Origin of the sequence: Saccharothrix sp. S26, assembly GCF_021390395.1 — a bacterium.
GTDB lineage: Bacteria > Actinomycetota > Actinomycetes > Mycobacteriales > Pseudonocardiaceae > Actinosynnema.
Genome location: NZ_JAJUWT010000005.1, coordinates 345,231 through 362,534, shown reverse-complemented (window position 1 = coordinate 362,534; position 17,304 = coordinate 345,231). Strand labels below are relative to the sequence as shown.

Genomic DNA, 17,304 nt, shown 5'->3' with positions numbered 1-17,304 from the left:
CTCACCGCACGGCACCGGGCAGGCCGGGCGCGGCCGGTTGGTCCCGGATGATCGCGCCGATCACCTCGCCGACCTCGAGGCCCGCCGCGTTCGCCGAGACGGCGAACGAAGCCTTGCCGAGTCCCAGCTGGGGGTTGGCGTTGACCTCCAGGAAGTAGCACCTGCCGGTCGGCGTCACTCGGCAGTCCAGCCGCGCGTAGTCGCGCTGCCCGGTGATCCGGAACGCGCGCAACGCCATCGCGTACACCGCGTCCAGCACGTCGTCGGACCACTCGGTGAGCGGCGCGTAATGCACGTCCGCCTTCGTGGCCTTGCGCGCGGCGTCGAAGACGAACGGGCCGTCGGCCGGGCGCTCGAGGACCAGGCCGACGGCGGGCAGGCAGTGCGGCGCCGTCCGCCCGATCACCGGCACCGTGACGTCCACCCCCTCCACGTATTCCTGCACCACGAACGGGCCCGGCAGCAGGTCGAACAGGTCGGCGAGGACGGCGCGGAGCCCCTCCGGCTCGACCGGGGCCACCGCCAGCCCGACGCTCGACTCCTCGTACGCCGGCTTGACCACCACGTGGTCGCACCCGCCGAACCACGCGCACAGCGCGGCCGACTCGGTGATCCCCACCGGGTCGCAGACCAGGCGCTGCCGCGGGACGTCGAACCCGGCCGCGCCCATCAGGTCGCTCGCGTGCGGCTTGTTGGCGCTGAGGTACAGACCGGCGGGCGGCGCGCCGACGTAGTCCGCGCCCGCAGCCTCCAGCACCAGCGTCGGCCGCACGCTGTCGGCGAGCAGGCCGAACCCGTAGGTGTAGTTGAACACCCGCCGGTCCGTGACCCGGGCCGGCCAGTCGTCCCGGGCGGCGTTCACCGGCGTCAGCTCGGTCCCGTGCGCGCGGACGTGGTCCACCAGACGGGCGATGGTCCGCTCGTCCTCGAAGTTGGCGTGCACCTGCGCGGTGAGCCGATCCGCCTCGCGGACCGGCTCTTCCGGCACGTGATAGAGGAACGCGACCACGGGCTCAGCTCGTCGGCAGGATCTGCCAGGTCGCCGTGCTCAGCGACGAGTCGTCGAAGTCGCGGACCTTGGCGGGATCCCAGTCCCAGTGATGCGACGGCACGAGCACCTTGCCCCGGGCCGATGGCAGGTCGATGACGTGTTGCGGGAAGGCGAGCCCGCTCAGCCGCTCGCGGAGCGCGGACATGATCCGCACCTCCTCGGCCAGGTCCATTTCGAACCGCTCGGTCGTCTGGATGCGCTGGCAGTGGTAGATGTAGTACGGCCGGACACCGAGCTGGAACAGCTCCGTGAACATTCGCTGCAGCGTGTCGATGTCGTCGTTCACGCCCTTGAGGAACACGCTCTGGCTGATCAGGATGAAACCGCAGCGGCGCAGGTCGCGGATCACCGCCAGCACCTGGGGCGTCAGCTCGTCCGGGTGGTCGATGTGCAGGCTGAAGTACACCGTCGACTTGGTGGCCGCGAGGCGCTCCATCAACGCCATGTCCACGCGCTCGGGCGACTGCAGCGGAAAGCGGGTGTGGATGCGCAGGACCTTGACGTGCTCCACCCGGCTCAAGGAGGTGAACAGCCGCTCCAGCCCTTTGGGGTTGATGAGCGGGTCACCGCCACTGGCGATGACCTCGTAGAGCGACGGGTCGTTCGCCACGTAGTCCACGACCGCGTCGACCTGCCGGGGCGCCAGCCTGCCGACCCGGTCCAGACCGACGCCGACCCGGTCCTGCCGCTCGCAGTACCGGCAGTTGGCCGCGCACGTGTACGACAGCAGCACCAGCAACCGCCCGTCGAACTTGCGGACCGTGCCGAACAGCGGCGAGTTCACCTTCTCGTTGAGCAGGTCTCGGCCGATGTCGGCGGGCACGTCCTCGAACTCCGGGTCGAAGAAGTACATCTTGCGGATGGCTTCGCTGCGCTCTGCCAGATCGCGCAGGTAGGTGGTGGTCTTCTCCGCGAAGCGGGTCTCGTCCATGGATTCCTCATCCGTCCGTCCGGTGCGGTGGGCGTGGGCAGTGGCGCGTCAGGCGACGACGACGTCGACCGAGATCACCGTGCGCGGCCGCAGGGATCCAGTCGAGTGGAAGGAGTCCAGCAACGCGGACCGGTGCAGGATCTCGTCGGTGGGGCACAGCCGCAGCGACGACCGGGTCGCCAGGGGCACCCGCATGACGTCCGCGGCGGCCAGCCGGTGGAGCTGCCACCAGGACAGGCCGAGCAGCGTGTGGTCGAAGGCCACCGGGTAGGAGGTCTGCCGAGGGCTGCGGCGAGTGCGGTTGACCAGGGTCACCGACGCGGCCTCGGCGAACCCGGGCACCACCGCGCCGAGGTCGGCGAAGCCCTCGCCGACCTTGTCGACCCGGAACAGCCGGGCGCCCCTGGGCGCGCCGAGGGCGTCCAGCAGCGGTCGATTGTCCTGTGTGGACAACTCGATGACGGAGACGCCTTGGTCGTCGCCCGCGAGGTGGGCGACCGGGTGCACCGCGGTGTCCGGCAGGTCGGCGACGCGGGCCACTTCGAGCCCATCGCGGTAACGGCGGACGCCACCCGTTTCCTCCGCGACGTCGTTGAGTGCGACGCCGGCGGCTCGTCCGCTGAGCGCATCGACCTCGTCGCCCGCGGCCAGCCCGCGGATGAGCGCGCTGAGCCGCTTGCCCTTGGCGGCGCCGACCGAGCGGCCGCTCTCCCGGTCCAGCACCGGCAGGGCGCAGTGGTAGGGCATCATCATCGGGCCCGGGAACACGGGCCGCTGGCTGAAGAACATCCCGACGACCTCGCCGGGGTGCAGCGCGAACAGGTAGCGGTCTCCGTCGGGGTGCTCGAAGATGGTCCCGGACATCGTGCCCGCCTGCATGTCCCAGTCGATCAGCGTCAGGTCCTGGACCAGTCGCAGGTCTTCCGCGCACTCCTCGCCGCGTTCGAGCAACGCGTACTGGTTGACCAGGCGGTCCCGGTGGTAGCGCAGGCCGTCGCCGTTCGCGACGAGGGCCAGCTCCGCGGAACTCTCGCGCACCCGGACACCCAGCTCGTCGGCCAGCACGCGTTCCTGCGAGGCGTAGTAGTCGGCGATGGGGTGGTCGTCGCGGTCGATGTAGAACTCGCCCGGGTCGCGCTGGCGGTCCTTGAGCCACAGCGGGACGAACTCGGCCACCTCGCACGGCGGCGACGTGGCCTCCGTGGTCAGCACGGCGTCCTCGGCGAGGGACCGGACCAACGCCCGCGCCGCCTCGAGCTTGGTCGGGGTCATGAACAGGAAGACCTCGGTCTGCCCGAAGTCCAGCCGGTACACCGCCTCGGCCCCGATGCGACCCGGCAGCCGGGTGAACCGGTCGCCCCCAGCGGCGGTGTCCGACGTGGTGGTGTCCAGGCTGATGCCGAACCACTCGTGCAGCAACCGGCCGACCGTGTCGCGGTCGAACTCCGTCTTGTGGCTGCCGGTCTGCGTGTGTCGGAAGTACTGCTGGAGCACCAGGACCTTCACGTCGTCGGCCAGCTCGCCCAGGGAGGCCAGCGAGCCCGACTCCTCGAGAGTCCTGCGCACGTGCTGCGTGACCACGTCCATGTGACCCCGCAACTCCGCCGGCGGCGTGTCGCTTCGATCGGCCCGGGACAGGGCTCGGATCGCGGAATCGAGTCGCGTGTCGAGCATCATCATCTCCGCTTCGGATGTGCGGGCTGTCGTCGACGACCGGGCCGCCGATGTGCGGTGTGCCGGTCGGCGACCGGGCCGCCGACCGGGTGAACGTGCCGGGCACGACTCGACGTGCGCGGCGGAAGCCCTGTAGCAGTGCGGGATCCGACGTGCGGGCAACGTCGTCCGGCCGGTCCGGCGGCCCTCGATCGGACGCTACTTCACCGCCGGGGTGTTCACAATCCGCGTTCGGTGTGCCACGTGCAGTCACTTCCGGTGGCGGTCGGCACTTCGTGGGCCTGTCGCTGCACGGGCACCCGGCCGTGACCGTGGCCGAGGCCGAGGCGTGGCTGGGTGCGGGCGCCGTCCCAGGACATCTCGCCCACGGTCGGTGGCAGGTTGTCCAGCCGGCGCAGGTCCTCCTCCGTCAGCCGCAGGTCGGCCGCCGACACGTTCTCCTCCAGCCAACGCCGCCGCCGGGTGCCCGGGATCGGCACGACGTGCGGTCCCTGCGCCAGCGCCCACGCGATCGCGACCTGGGACGGGGTCGCGTCGCCGTGATCGGCGCCCACCGCGCGCAGGCCCGCGACGATGGCCTCGTTGGTGCGCATGGCGGCCGGGCCGAACCGGGGATCGCGCAGGCGCGAGTCGCCGGCCGGCAGGCTGTCCCGGGTCAGCGTGCCGGAGAGGAAACCGCGGCCGAGAGGGGAGAAGGCCAGGAAACCCACACCGTTGCGGCGGCACCACGGCAGGACGTCCCGCTTGCGCTGCGGCGCCCACACCGACAGCTCGTACTGCACCGCGGTGATCGGGTGGATCCCGTGCATCAGGGCCAGTTCGTCCACCGTCGCGTGCGAGACGCCGAGCGCGCGCACTTTGCCCTCGGCGACGAGCTCGCTCAGCGCTCCCCACGTCTCGGCCAGGGGCACGGCCGGATCGACCCGGTGCAGTTGGTAGAGGTCGATCGTGTCCGTGCCGAGCCGCCGCAGGGACGCCTCGCACGCCGACCGCAGGTGGTCGGGCCTGCCATCGCGGCTGAACCGACCATCCGACCCGACCACCAAGCCGCACTTGGTCGCGATCCGCACGTCCTGCCGGCGGTACGGGCGCAGCGCCCGGCCGAGCAGTTCCTCGTTGGTGTGGGGGCCGTAGACGTCGGCCGTGTCGAACAGCGTGACGCCCAGTTCGACCGCTCGCCGCACCACCAGCACGGACTCCTCGTCGTCGCGCTCGGCCGACCCGTACCCGTGTGACATCGAACTGCAACCCAGGCCCAGCGCGCCGACCGGAAACCCGCGCGCCAGTTCCCTCATCCGCATTGCGTTGCGCTCCTTAGCGCCGTCCTGGCGACGGCATTAAACAAACTGTTCGACTGTGGAAATGACTGCGGTTGAACGGCGTCACTGCGGCGATCGGAGGACGACCGGCCACACGGATGGACGCCGGCCGCCACACGCGATTCGCGCTGAACCGGTTCAACTATCGGCCCTGGTCATCCGCCCACTCGACGCCCGACCAGGGCGCGAACCCGCGTTCGTGGTGTTGACGCACCTTGTCCACGTGACCACAATCGCCGTCGGGACCACAACTGTCCGAGGGGGTGGGCGCTGATCCCGCATAGCGGGAGCCATACGCCGGGGCGGGCCGCTGAACCGCTTCGTCATCGCCGCGTGCTTGGGGGCGCGCCGTTCTTGTTGGAGATCACGCGGTCGGGTTCACGCGCCGGACAGCGCGGTGTTCACGACTGTTGACGAGAACCGTGAGCACAAGGAAGAAGAAAGCCTTGAACAATTCTTCGACGTCGGCCTCGCTGAATGGACGTCCCCAGGTCGTCCCGACTCGCCTGCTGAAACCCGCCGATTCGCCGCGCAACGCGGGGGAGAACGTCGACCACGTCCACGCGCTCGCGGAGGTGTTGGACGACCTGCCGCCGATCCTGGTGCACCGGCGGACGATGCGCGTGATCGACGGCATGCACCGCTTGCGCGCGGCGCTCCTGCGCGGTGACGACGAGATCCGGGTGCGGTTCTTCGACGGCAGCACCGAGGCGGCGTTCCGGCTGGCCGTGGAGGCCAACATCGCGCACGGACTGCCGCTGACGCTGGCGGAGCGCAAGGCCGCAGCTCGCCGGATCATCGCCTCGTACCCGCACTGGGCCGACCGCGCGATCGCGGCGGCGACCGGGCTGTCGGTGAAGACCGCGGGCATGATCCGGCGGGCGAGCGACCCGGACCACCGGGTGCTGAGCAACCGCAGGATCGGCGCGGACGGCCGGATGCGCCCGTTGAGCGCGGTGGACGGCCGGTTGCGCGCCGGTCGGCTGATCGCGGAAAGGCCGGACGCGTCGCTGCGGGAGATCGCCCGCGTGGCGGGGGTGTCCGTCGGCACCGCCAAGGATGTGCGCGACCGCGTGCGGCGCGGGGACAGCCCGGTGCTGCCCGGGCACGAGCACCGGCCGGGTCCGGCGACGACACCCGCCGGACCGACCGCGACGCCGGTCGGGGAGGACGCCGCGGCGGACGGGTCGACCGCCGACCGCGAGGCGACGCTCGCCGCGTTGCGCAAAGACCCCTCGCTGCGCTTCACCGACAGCGGTCGGGCGTTGCTGCGGCTGCTGGTGACGCGGTCGATCTGCGAGGAGGACTGGGCGGACCTGCTCGACGCGGTGCCGTCCCACACCGTGCGCATGGTGGCGGACGTGGCCCGGCTGCACGCGGCCGGGTGGAGTCGCTTCGCCGAGGAGGTGGAGCGGCGGTCCGCCGCGGCGTCGACCGTGGAAGTGCCGGGACCGCGCACCGCGGACACCCGGGTCAGACAGCACTGAGCGGCCTGCGCACCCACCCGTTCCGGCCGGCCCGACGCCGTCGAGCCACCCGACCGACTGAGGGGTTGTCGTGAACTCTCCCGTGGTGAGCGCCCGGTTCGCCGATCCCGTCGAGCCGGACGTGTTCCTGACCCGCGACCCGCGTGCCGGTGATCGCCGCACACTGGCGGTGCTCTCGCGCCACAGCGAGGGCACGGCCGTCCAGACCGGCGCTGAGATGCGCCAGTCCGCACTCGTCGACGCCTTGCGCCGGACCGGCCCGGTGGACGTGCTGTCGATCAACGCGTTGCGCGCGGCGGTGAGCTGCGCCCGGCGCTGCCCGCCGTGCGCGGCGATGCTCATGACCACGCCGGAAGGCACCCTCCCGGTGCCGCACAACTGGTACTACTGCCGGCGCACCGCCGACCAGGTCCGGCAGTTCCTCGACGCCCACCCGTACCCGGTGGTCGTGACCAGCCACATCTGGCTGAGCCAGTACCTGCCCGCGATCCGGGCCGCGGGGACCGCGCGGCTGGTGGTGGACCTGCACAACGCCGAGGCGGACCTGCAGGACGAGTTGTCGGCGCACCCGTGGTGGCCGCGGTTGCGCGACCCGGAGGTGCCCGAGCAGGTCGGCGTGCGGTTCGTGGAGGCCGGGATGGTCGCCGCGGCGGACGTCGTGACCGTGCCGTCGGAGGCGGACCGGGAGCGGCTGCGCCGTCGGTACGCGCCCACGGCGCCGATCGTCGTCCTGCCGAACGCCGTGCCGGTGGCCGCGGGCTCGCGGCCCGTGGTGGCGCGTCGCCCCGTGAGCTGCTTCTTCCTGGGTGCGCTGGACTACTTCCCCAACACGCTGGCGGCGCTCGAGATCGTCACCGGCATCGGCCCGGCCATCGCCGCGGCCGCGCCGGGGCTGCCGGTCGTGGTCGCCGGCCGCCGTCCCGTCCCCGTGCTCGCCGAGGCCGCCGCCGGGGGCGTCGTAGACCTGGTCGCCGACCCGCCGGACGCCGAGCCGTTCTTCACCGGATCGCTGCTCATCGTGCCGCTGCGCAACGGCGGCGGCACCAGGTTGAAGATCCTCCAGGCCTTCGCGGCCGGCTGCCCGGTGGTGTCCACGGCCAAGGGCATGGAGGGCATCGACGCGCTGGACGGCGTGCACTACCTGGCCGCCGAGACATCGGGCGAGTTCGCGGCCGCGGTCGCCGCGGTGCTCGCCGATCCCGCCTCCGACTTGCGCCGCAGGCAGGCCGCGTGGGATCTGGTCCGGTCGCGGTATTCCCGGGACGCGCTGGCCGACCTGGTGGTCTCGACCGCTGAACTGTCCGCTGTGGAGCGTTAGCCGGCTCGAGATCGGCGACGCCGTCAGGAACGGAAGGGTTTCCATGCCCGCTGTGAAGATCGTCGGGGATCCGCTGCCGAACATCCCGTGGCAGCCCGCGCCGGAGGGCGGTGACAGCCCCGTCTGGCGCCACCGCGCCGGTCCGCTGATCGGTTGGAACCCGACGCCCTCGACGGCACGTGTGTTCAACAGCGCGGTGGTGGCCCACGACGGCGCGTTCGCCGGCGTGTTCCGCGCCGACCACCGCGACGGCCGACCCGCCCTGCACGTGGGCCGCAGCGCGGACGGGCTGAGCTGGGAACTGGAGGACGAACCGATCCGCTGGGTCGACGAGGACGGCCGGCCGTACAAGCCCACGTACGCGTACGACCCGCGTGTCGTGTTCGTCGAGGACGCGTACTACATCATCTGGTGCACGGACTTCGGCGGGGCTTCGCTGGCCCTGGGGCGGACGCACGACTTCCGCACGTTCGTGCGCCTGGAGAACATCACCACGCCGTACAACCGCAACGGTGTGCTGTTCCCGCGCCGGATCAACGGCCGGTACGTCGTGCTCACCCGGCCGAGCGACAACACCCACACGCGGTTCGGCGACATCTACCTGTCCCAGAGCCCGGACCTGGTGCACTGGGGCAGGCACCGCAAGGTGATGTCGGTCAACGACCCGCGGTGGTGGCAGTGCGTGAAGATCGGCGCGGGCGCGGCGCCGATCGAGACGTCCGAAGGCTGGTTGGTGCTGTACCACGGGGTCAACGAGCCGTGCAACGGCCTGGTCTACAGCATGGGCGCGGCACTGCTCGACCTGGAGAACCCGGCCAAGGTGCTCTACCGCACCCGCGACTACCTGCTCACGCCGCAGGAGCCCTACGAGACCACGGGTTTCGTGCCGAACGTCGTGTTCCCGTGCGCCTCGTTGCAGGATCCCGAGACCGGTCGGCTGGCCATCTACTACGGCGCGGCGGACACGTACGTCGCCGTCGCGTACGCCCAGATCGACGATCTGGTGGCGCACATCAAGGCGAACTCGGAGCTGGTGGACGGGGACGGCGAGGTCGTGCGCTGACACCGGTCGGCGTCGTGCGGGCCGGTGCCCCGGGCCGCACGACGCCGACCGACCCGTGCTCCCGGCGGCCGCCGGTCAGGCCACGGGGACGCCGTCGCCGGCGGGCTCGGGTGCCGGTCGCCAGCCACGCCACGCGGTCCGGTCGAGGTAGTCGAAGAAGACGTCGTAGTCGCAGTGCTCGTGCCGCAGCTGCGACCAGGGCCGCTCCTCCCCGCGCAGGCTCCGCTGCCGGAGGCGCTCGAGCTTGTGGTACTTCCACGACACCCAGGGCTTGTTGTCCCCGTTGTAGTGGCGGATCCGGGCGTGGTCGACCACGTGCTCTTGGACGAAGACGTCGTCCTCCGGCCAGTACCAGTAGTTCATGACGTTCCACACCGGGTCCAGCACCCGGAAGCCGCCGTTGGCGACGGCGTTCATCGCCTCCTGATCGGCCAGCAGGATCTCGTCGCGATGGTCCCGGATGTAGTCGAAGGCGCGCTTGCTGATCCGGTCGCGCCGCCAGCGCGGCAGGTCGATCAGCAGCACGCCGGCGTTGAAGTAGGGCGCGTTCGGGTCGAGTCTCAACGCCTGCCACCCGGGCACGCCGTGCTCGGACGAGATCAGCGGCGTGTAGGGATCCCGCGCGGCGGCGAACGGGAACTCGCCGAGAGGCGTCGTCCACAACTCGGCCAATGAGCCGAGTACGAGGAGGTCGGTGTCGAGGAAGAGCACCCGGTCCCAGGTCTCGGGCAGCACGTCGGGCAGCAGCAGCCGGGCGTAGGTGGTGGCGTTCAGGTGCCCGGTGGCCCGGGATTTCGTCGGCAACCCGGCCAGCCTGGACAGGTCGATGTCGATCCACGTGACGCGGGCGGCGGCCGGTCCCCACGACGCCACCAGCTTCCGCCGGGAATCCGCGGTGATGCCGCATGAGAGCACGGCGATCTCCACGTCGCCCGTGGGATGCGCGTTGTCGAGGATGGACCGCACGCAGGCGGCCAGTGGCACCACGTAGTTGTCGTCGGACGAAAGGGCGATGCGAATACTCATCAACGAAGTCGCTTCCTCGATGAGGACGAGTACGAACGGGATGCTATCCGCGCCGGGGCTGACCGCCCAGGCCGTTCATGTGGTGACGAGGGGTTGACGGCTACCCGCCGTGAGCGGTTGACTGCCTCCGTAACCGGTACCGGTACCGGTACCGCAGCACTGCCGAGGAGTGAGCCGTGCGAGTCACGATCGCCGAAGTCGCGCAACGTGCCCAGGTGAGCAAGGCGACCGTGTCCCGTGTGCTCAACGGCAAGCCGGACGTCGACGCGGCCACGGCGGCACGGGTGCGGCAGGTGATCGCCGACGTCGGGTACGTGCCCAGCGCCCGGGCGGTCGGGTTGGCGCGGGGGCGGGCGCGCACGGTCGGGATGCTGGTGCCCTCGTTGACCTGGCCGTGGACCGGCGAGGTGGTGCAGGGCGCGGTGGACGAGCTGGAGGCCGAGGGGTACGGGCTGCTGCTCTACACCGTGAACCGGGGCACGGAGTCGTTGTCGCAGTTCGCGAGCCACGTGTCGGCGAAGGCGTTCGACGGGCTGCTGGTGATCGAGCCACCGGACACGTTGAGCTACATCGAGACGCTGCACGACCAGGGCCTGCCGGTGGTCATGATCGACGACCGGGGCAGCCGGCCCGGGTTCCCGTCGGTGTCCACGACCAACCGGGAAGGCGCGCAAGCGGCGGCGCAGCACCTCGTGGCCGCGGGCCGTCGGGGTTTCGCGGTGGTGACGGGGCCGGCGAACTTCGGGTGCGTGCGGGAGCGGCTGGACGGTTTCCTCGACGCGTTGGGCGACGCGGGCGTGCACGTGGACCCGCGGTTGGTGGTGGAGGGCGACTTCGGCACCGACCGGGGCGCGGTGGCGACGGAGAAGCTGATGGCGACCGGGCTGCGGTTCGACGCGGTGTTCGCCCACAACGACCTGTCCGCGCTGGGCGTGATGCGGGCACTCACCGCCGCCGGGCGCAAGGTGCCCGACGACGTCGCGGTGGTCGGCTTCGACGACATACCCATCGCCGCGCACGCCGAGCTCACCACCGTGCGCCAGCCGATGAGGGAGATGGGCGAGGCCGCCGCGCGCCTGCTGCTCTCCCGGCTGGAAGGCGCGGCACCGAGCCGTGAGCCGGTGGTCCTGCCCACCGCGTTGGTGGTCCGCCGTTCGGGGTGATCACCCGATCGTGGCTTAACGGCCGTCCCACGTGGGTACCTCCCGGGTGATCGTTCTGGGGACGAGACCACGATGGGAGCCGAAATGCCTTGGGTCCAGCGACACCGTCGCCGCGTGCCGTACAGCTGGTTCCGCACCACGACCGTGCACAGCCACTACCGCAGGTCGCCCGCCACCATCCCGACCATCATCGCCATCGTGCTGGGGATCATCCTGCTGATCGTGCTGTTCTGACGCCGCTGCTCCTGCCCTGCGGCGGCGTCGGTTCGGACCGGGTGCCCGACCAGGCCGCCCACAGCTCGGCGTAACGGCCGCCGGCGGCGAGCAGCTCCTCGTGCGTGCCGCTCTCCACCACCCGGCCGGCTTCCAGCACCACCACGCGGTCCGCCGTGACGGCCTGGGTGAGCCGGTGCGCCACCAGCAGCCCGGTCCGGCCGTCCAACGCCCGCGCCGCCGCCTCTTCCAGCTCCCGCGCGCCCGCGCTGCCCGCGTCCGCGGTCGCCTCGTCGAGGATCGCGATCGGCGGGTCGGCCAGCACGAGCCGTGCCAGCGCCAACTGTTGCGCCTGCGCCACGGTCAACCGGTGGCCACCCTCGCCGACGACGGTGTCCAGGCCCGAGGGCAGCGCCTCGGCCCAGCCCAGCGCGCCGACGCGGTCCAGCGCGGCGGTGATCTCGTCGTCCGTGGCGTCCGGGCGGGCCAGGCGCAGGTCGTCGGCCAGCGGACCGGCGAAGACGTGCACCTCCTGGGTGATCATCGCGACCGACCGCACCGCCGACGCGAGGTCGACCCCGCCGAGGCTGATGGAGCCGCTGGTCGGCTCGTGCACGCCCGCGATCAGCTTCGCCAGCGTGGTCTTGCCCGCGCCGGACGCGCCGACCAGTGCGACCCGTTCGCCCGCGGCCAGCTCCAGGTCGACGTCCCGCAGCACCGGGTGACCGTCCACGTAGGAGTACGAGACGCCGGCCAGCTTGATCGTCGTGTCGTCCGGCCGCACCCGGCCTGCGGTCGAGGGCATCGGCTCGTCGGCCACGCCGACCAGGCGCGACAGCGACGCGGTGGCGGCCTGCGCGTCGTCGGCCAGCGCCAGGGCGGCGTTGACCGGGTTGAACAGGCTGTGCAGGTACAGGGCGGCGGCGGTCGCCGTGCCCACCGACGCCGTGCCCGCGCCGACCAGCCAGAACCCGGTCACCAGCACGCCCGCGAGCCCGATGAACTCGGCCGCGTTGAGCCGGCCGTAGAACCGGGTGAGCAGCCGGATGCCGCGCAGCGCCAGGTCCACCGCCTCCTGCGAGCGCGACCGGACCCGCGCCACGTGCGAGTCGGCCAACCCGAACGCGCGCACGGTCGCCGCGCCGCCGATCGAGTCCAGCAACTGCTGCTGCTGCACGCCCACGGCCACGCGCTGCGCCGCGTACAGCTTCACGGCACGACCGCCGTACCAGCGCACGGTGTGCACGTGGATCGGCAGCGCCAGCAGCACCGGCACGAGGAACCGCCAGTCGAGGACCGCGATGCCGACCACGGTCAGCGCGATGGTCAACGCCGAGCGGGCCATCACCGGCAACGCGTTGCGCACCGCGTCGGCGATCACCTGCACGTCCCGCGTGACGCGGGAGGTCAGGTCGCCCGCGCCCGCCTCCTCCACCCGGTCGAGGGGCAGGTGCAGCGCGCGTTCCACGAACTTCTCGCGCAGGTCGGCGAGCATCCCCTCGCCCAGCCGTGCCACGAGGGCCGTGCCGAACGCCGTCGACACGCCTTGCGTGACGGCGACCAGGACCAGCACGACCACGGGCCAGGCGATGGCGGACGACCCCGCGCCGACCAGGTCCACGATGCGGCCCAGCACCGGCGCGGTGAGCAGCCCGACCGCCGTGCCGGCCAGCAGCACCAGCAGCGCACCCCAAGCCAGGGCCCGGCGCGGCCGCAGCAACTCCCCGACCGCCGCCCACGTCCGCGTGCCGGACGCGGTGGCCAACAACTCGCGCATCAGCTCAGCACCGCCAGTCGGTAGTCGTCGTCGGCCACGAGGTCCGCGTGCGCGCCCGCCGCGACCACGACACCGGAAGCCAGGAACACCACCCGGTCCGCCGCGGCCAGCAGCGCGGGGCTCGTGGCGACCACGATGGTGGTCAGCCCGGCCCGCACGCGCTTGATCCCGGCGGCCAGCGACACCTCCGTCACCGCGTCCACCGCCGTCGTGGGGTCGTGCACGACCAGCACCGGGGGAGCGGCGGCCAGGGCACGGGCCAGCGCCACCCGCTGCCGCTGCCCGCCCGACAACGACCGGCCGCGGGCGGAGATCACCGTCTCCAGGCCGTCGGGCAGGGCCCCCGCCACGTCGTCCACCCGCGCCGCGGCCATCGCCGCGTCCACGTGCGGCCCGCCGGCGGCGACGTTGTCCAGCACCGAGCCCTCGAACAGGTCCGCGTCGTGCGCCGCCACCAGCACCGCCGACCGCAGCACCGAACCCTCCACAGTGGACAGCGGCACGCCGTCCAGCGCCACCGTGCCCGCCGAGGGGTCGACTTCGCGCGCCAGCACGGCCAGCAAGGACACCGCGTCCGCCGGGTCGCGGGCCACCACGCCGAGCAGCTCGCCGGGTGACGCGGTCAACGACACACCGCGCAACGACCCGGACACCACGCCGTCCAGCTCCACGCGCCCGGCGACCGCGGGCAACGGCGTCGTGCCCGGCGGCACGGCCGGGGCGGCGGCCAGCACCTCGGCCACCCGCGCGGCCGACGCCCGGCCCTGCGCCAGCAGCCCGTTGACCCAGGAGAAGATCGACAACGGCCACAGCAGGAACTGCGCCAACCCGACCGCGGCGACCAGCTCGCCGACGGTGATCTCGCCGGCCGCGGCCAGCCCTCCGCCGACCAGCGCCACGACCGCCAGGAACACACCGGTCAGGGTCAGCATCGAGCCGTCCAGCCAGGCCCGCGCCCGGGCGGCCCGGATCGCCGCCTCCATGGACGACCGGCTGGTCGCCCGGTACCGGCGGGCCGCCGTGGCCTCCGCCCCGATCCCCTTCAGCGCGCGCAGCCCGGACACCAGGTCGGCCGCCACGCCGGACGCCAGCGCCGCCCGCTCCTGCTCCGCGTCGCTGCGCCGTTCGAGTGGTTTGCCCAGCACGTGCGCCAGGCCGAGCAGCACGGGCGCGGCCACCAGCACCAGCAGCCCGAGCACCCAGGACACCCGCAGCAGCGCCACCGCGCCCACCAGCACGCCGATCACCGCGGAGAACGCGATCGGCAACGCCAGGTTCACCTGCCCGACCCGTTGCGCGTCGCTGGTGGCGATGCTCGCGAGCTCGCCGGACAACCGGCCGTGCGCCGCGCCGTCGGCCGACAGCACCCGCGCGGCCAACCGCGACCGCACCTCGTGCGCGGCCTGGTGGGAGGCCTTCTCCCCGCTGCGCAAGGAGAAGCGGAAGCTCAACGACAGCGTCACGAACACCGCGGCCAGCACGCCGATCCACAGCGCCAGCCGACCGCTCGCGCCGGTGCGCACCGCCTCGTCGATCACCACGCCGATGAGCAGCGGCACGGCCGCCTCACCCGCCTGGTGGGCCGCGCCGAGCGCCGAGGCGACGGTCACGGACCTCCACTGCCCGGTCACTGCCGCCTTGAGGACGGTTCTCACCCCGGTGCCCACCTTCCCCTGATTGCTAGGTGAGGCTAGCCTAATCACAGAAGAGGGCTGGATCACTCCCGCGAACGATCGACTTAGGTTAGGGTAACCAAAGTTCGATCATCCTCAGTCGCATCGATGGGACAGCCATGCCACAGCCACCGGTCTTCGACGTCCTCGGCGTCGGGTTCGGGCCGTCCAACCTGGCCCTCGCGATCGCCGTGACCGAGCACAACGCCGCCGCGCGCGCCGAAGACGTGGTGACCGCCCACTTCCTGGAACGGCAGCCGCGGTTCGGCTGGCACCGCGGGATGCTGATCGAGGACGCCACCATGCAGGTGTCGTTCCTCAAGGACCTGGTGACGCTGCGCAACCCCAACAGCACCTTCACCTTCCTGAGCTACCTGCACGGCAAGGGCCGGCTGGTCGACTTCATCAACCACAAGAACCTGTTCCCGCTGCGGGTCGAGTTCCACGACTACTTCGAGTGGGCCGCCGACCGCGTGGACGACCTGGTGTCCTACGACCAGGACGTGGTGGACGTCCGCCCGGTGGCCGAGGACGGCGTGATCACGCACTTCGACGTCGTCTCGCGCACGTCGGCGGGTGAGGTCGAGGTGCGTCGCGCCCGCAACCTGGTGCTGGCCACCGGCCTGCGCCCGGCGCTGCCCGACGGCGTGCGGCCGTCCGAGCGGGTCTGGCACAACCGGGACTTCCTGCACCGCGTCGAGTCGCTGACCGACCCGCGCCGGCTCGTCGTGATCGGGGCCGGGCAGAGCGGCGCGGAGGTCACCGCGTTCCTGCACGAGCGGTTCCCGTCCGCCGAGGTGTGCGCGGTGTTCGCCCGCTACGGCTACAGCCCCGCCGACGACAGCTCGTTCGCCAACCGGATCTTCGACCCCGCCGCCGTGGACGACTACTTCGCCGCGCCCGAGCCGGTCAAGCGCAAGCTCATGGACTACCACGGCAACACCAACTACGCGGTGGTCGACAACGAGCTGATCGCCGAGCTGTACCGGCGGGTGTACCGGGAGAAGGTGGTGGGGCGGCAGCGGTTGCGGCTGCTCAACCTCTCCCGCGTGGCCGAGCTGGACGACCGCGGGGACGGCGTGACGGTCACCGTCGAGTCGCTGGCCACCGGCCTGCACGAGGTGCTCGACGCCGACGCGATCGTCTACGCCACGGGGTACCGGGAGGCCGACCCGACCGCGGTGCTCGGCGAGCTGGCCGGGCGCTGCGCCCGTGACGCGCACGGCAGGCTCAGCGTCGGCCGCGACTACCGCCTGCACACCGACGACGACCTGCTGGCCGGCCTGTACCTCCAGGGCGGCACCGAGCACACGCACGGCATCTCGTCGTCGTTGCTGTCCAACACCTCCGTGCGGGTGGGGGAGATCCTCCAGTCCGTGCTCGACCGCCGCACCTCGGTGGTGCCCTCGCAGCCCGAGTACGCGATCAGCGTCTCACGGGTGAGCTGAAACTCCTCGCAGTTTGTTAGGTTATGCAAACCTAACCTGGTGTCACGGCGCGCGCCGCCGCGCCTGCTGAAAGGGAAACCCTGATGTCCACGAAGTTCAAGCTGGTCGCGGTCGTCTCGGCCGCGGCGCTGGCGCTGGCCGCCTGCGGGGGCGGCGGCAACGCCGGCTCCGGCGGGACGAGCCCGACCAACCCGGCCTCCACCGGCGCGTTCCCCGTCTCGGTCGAGCACAAGTACGGCACCACCGAGATCAAGAGCGAGCCGAAGAAGGTCGTCACGCTCGGCCTGTCCGACCAGGAGCCGGTGCTGGCCCTGGGCGTCAAGCCGGTCGGCGTCGTGGACTGGTTCAAGGAGCGGCCGTTCGGCAACTGGCCGTGGACCAAGGAACTCTGGGGCGACACCCAGCCGGAGATCGTCGGCGAGCGCGACGAGTACAACCTGGAGAAGGTCGCCGCGCTCAAGCCCGACCTGATCCTCGCGGTCTACTCCGGCATGAAGCAGGAGCAGTACGACACGCTGTCCAAGATCGCGCCCGTGGTCGCGCAGCCCAAGGCGTTCCCCGACTACGCCGCGCCCTGGCAGGACCAGACCCTGCACATCGGCAAGGCGCTGGGCAAGGAGAAGGAGGCGCAGGCGCTGATCGACGGCGTGGCCAAGCGGTTCGCCGACGCCAAGGCCGCGCACCCCGAGTGGTCCGGCAAGACGATGGTGGTGGCCGACAGCTTCAAGCCCGGCCAGTACTCCGCGTTCGCGCCGACCGACCCGAAGGCCATCTTCATGAAGGAGCTGGGCTTCACCCTCGTCGACGAGATCGGCAAGCTCGCCGGCCAGATGAACGTGGCCGAGTTCAGCGAGGAGCGCTTCGACCTGCTCGACGCCGACCGCCTGGTGTGGCTCATGTTCGACCAGAGCGCGTGGGAGCGGGTCAAGTCCGTGCCCGCCTACCAGCGGCTGAAGGTCGTCACCGAGAAGCGCGACCTGTTCCTCACCTACATGGACCCGCCGATCGGCGCGGCCATGTCGTTCAACACGGTCCTGAGCGTGCCCTACGGCATCGAGCAGGTCGTGCCGCTGCTCGAGGCGATCAAGAACTAGTCGGCGGTCCACCGCGGGTGGGGGTGCCGTCGCGCATCCCCACCCGCGGTGTGTGTGCGGGGAAGTC

The 17,304-nt window shown here is 71.7% G+C and carries 13 protein-coding genes; 6 read left to right on the top strand and 7 right to left on the bottom strand.

The annotated features are described in order from the left end of the window. Nucleotide 1: 1 nt before the first annotated feature. The 4 genes from LZG04_RS10490 to LZG04_RS10475 form a co-directional block, all read right to left on the bottom strand. A complete protein-coding gene (locus tag LZG04_RS10490) occupies nt 2-1,009 on the bottom strand; it encodes a hypothetical protein (protein ID WP_233815625.1) in 1,008 nt (335 codons plus the stop codon). 4 nt (nt 1,010-1,013) lie between these two features. Then, complete coding sequence (locus LZG04_RS10485) at nt 1,014-1,982, bottom strand: KamA family radical SAM protein (RefSeq protein WP_233815624.1); 969 nt, start codon at nt 1,980-1,982, stop codon at nt 1,014-1,016. A gap of 48 nt (nt 1,983-2,030) precedes the next feature. After that, nucleotides 2,031-3,548, bottom strand: a complete 1,518-nt coding sequence (locus tag LZG04_RS10480; RefSeq protein WP_233815623.1) for a hypothetical protein — start codon at nt 3,546-3,548, stop codon at nt 2,031-2,033. 326 nt (nt 3,549-3,874) lie between these two features. After that, the gene (locus tag LZG04_RS10475) at nt 3,875-4,951 is read right to left on the bottom strand and encodes an aldo/keto reductase (RefSeq protein ID WP_267935973.1); all 1,077 of its coding nucleotides are present in this window, start codon (nt 4,949-4,951) and stop codon (nt 3,875-3,877) included. A gap of 446 nt (nt 4,952-5,397) precedes the next feature. Between LZG04_RS10475 and LZG04_RS10470 the strand changes: the two genes are divergently transcribed. The 3 genes from LZG04_RS10470 (at nt 5,398) to LZG04_RS10460 (ending at nt 8,843) form a co-directional block, all read left to right on the top strand. Further along, nucleotides 5,398-6,462: a ParB/RepB/Spo0J family partition protein gene (locus tag LZG04_RS10470; RefSeq protein ID WP_233815621.1), complete on the top strand. Its 1,065-nt coding sequence runs from the start codon at nt 5,398-5,400 to the stop codon at nt 6,460-6,462. Between the two features lie 70 nt (nt 6,463-6,532). Continuing rightward, entirely contained in the window at nt 6,533-7,780 is a 1,248-nt protein-coding gene (locus LZG04_RS10465; RefSeq protein WP_233815620.1) for a glycosyltransferase, read from the top strand. Between the two features lie 43 nt (nt 7,781-7,823). Further along, entirely contained in the window at nt 7,824-8,843 is a 1,020-nt protein-coding gene (locus tag LZG04_RS10460) for a glycoside hydrolase family 130 protein (protein WP_233815619.1), read from the top strand. Nucleotides 8,844-8,918: 75 nt separating this feature from the next. Here the strand turns inward: LZG04_RS10460 and LZG04_RS10455 are convergent, their stop codons facing one another. Then, complete coding sequence (locus LZG04_RS10455) at nt 8,919-9,869, bottom strand: glycosyltransferase family 8 protein (protein WP_233815618.1); 951 nt, start codon at nt 9,867-9,869, stop codon at nt 8,919-8,921. A gap of 176 nt (nt 9,870-10,045) precedes the next feature. Here LZG04_RS10455 and LZG04_RS10450 point away from each other — a divergent pair, with 176 nt between their 5' ends. Continuing rightward, entirely contained in the window at nt 10,046-11,032 is a 987-nt protein-coding gene (locus tag LZG04_RS10450) for a LacI family DNA-binding transcriptional regulator (RefSeq protein WP_233815617.1), read from the top strand. 208 nt (nt 11,033-11,240) lie between these two features. On the opposite strand, the gene LZG04_RS10445 is transcribed toward LZG04_RS10450, so the two are convergent. Further along, nucleotides 11,241-13,025 carry an ABC transporter ATP-binding protein gene (locus LZG04_RS10445; RefSeq protein ID WP_233815658.1) on the bottom strand — a complete coding sequence of 595 codons (1,785 nt, stop codon included), beginning with the start codon at nt 13,023-13,025 and terminating at the stop codon, nt 11,241-11,243. Next, nucleotides 13,022-14,689, bottom strand: coding sequence for an ABC transporter ATP-binding protein (locus tag LZG04_RS10440; RefSeq protein WP_233815616.1), 1,668 nt, complete (start codon nt 14,687-14,689; stop codon nt 13,022-13,024). The genes LZG04_RS10445 and LZG04_RS10440 overlap by 4 nt, the downstream gene beginning before the upstream one ends. A gap of 125 nt (nt 14,690-14,814) precedes the next feature. Between LZG04_RS10440 and LZG04_RS10435 the strand changes: the two genes are divergently transcribed. Both LZG04_RS10435 and LZG04_RS10430 read left to right on the top strand, forming a co-directional pair. Beyond that, the gene (locus LZG04_RS10435) at nt 14,815-16,143 is read left to right on the top strand and encodes a lysine N(6)-hydroxylase/L-ornithine N(5)-oxygenase family protein (protein WP_233815615.1); all 1,329 of its coding nucleotides are present in this window, start codon (nt 14,815-14,817) and stop codon (nt 16,141-16,143) included. 83 nt (nt 16,144-16,226) lie between these two features. Then, the gene (locus LZG04_RS10430; RefSeq protein ID WP_233815614.1) at nt 16,227-17,237 is read left to right on the top strand and encodes an iron-siderophore ABC transporter substrate-binding protein; all 1,011 of its coding nucleotides are present in this window, start codon (nt 16,227-16,229) and stop codon (nt 17,235-17,237) included. The last annotated feature ends 67 nt before the right edge of the window (nt 17,238-17,304 follow it).

Coding starts and splice junctions, on each gene's coding strand:
- LZG04_RS10430 (WP_233815614.1), top strand. CDS start 16,227: ATGTCCACGAAGTTCAAGCTGGTCGCGGTCGTCTCGGCCGCGGCGCTG.
- LZG04_RS10460 (WP_233815619.1), top strand. CDS start 7,824: ATGCCCGCTGTGAAGATCGTCGGGGATCCGCTGCCGAACATCCCGTGG.
- LZG04_RS10455 (WP_233815618.1), bottom strand. CDS start 9,869: ATGAGTATTCGCATCGCCCTTTCGTCCGACGACAACTACGTGGTGCCA.
- LZG04_RS10435 (WP_233815615.1), top strand. CDS start 14,815: ATGCCACAGCCACCGGTCTTCGACGTCCTCGGCGTCGGGTTCGGGCCG.
- LZG04_RS10485 (WP_233815624.1), bottom strand. CDS start 1,982: ATGGACGAGACCCGCTTCGCGGAGAAGACCACCACCTACCTGCGCGAT.
- LZG04_RS10475 (WP_267935973.1), bottom strand. CDS start 4,951: ATGAGGGAACTGGCGCGCGGGTTTCCGGTCGGCGCGCTGGGCCTGGGT.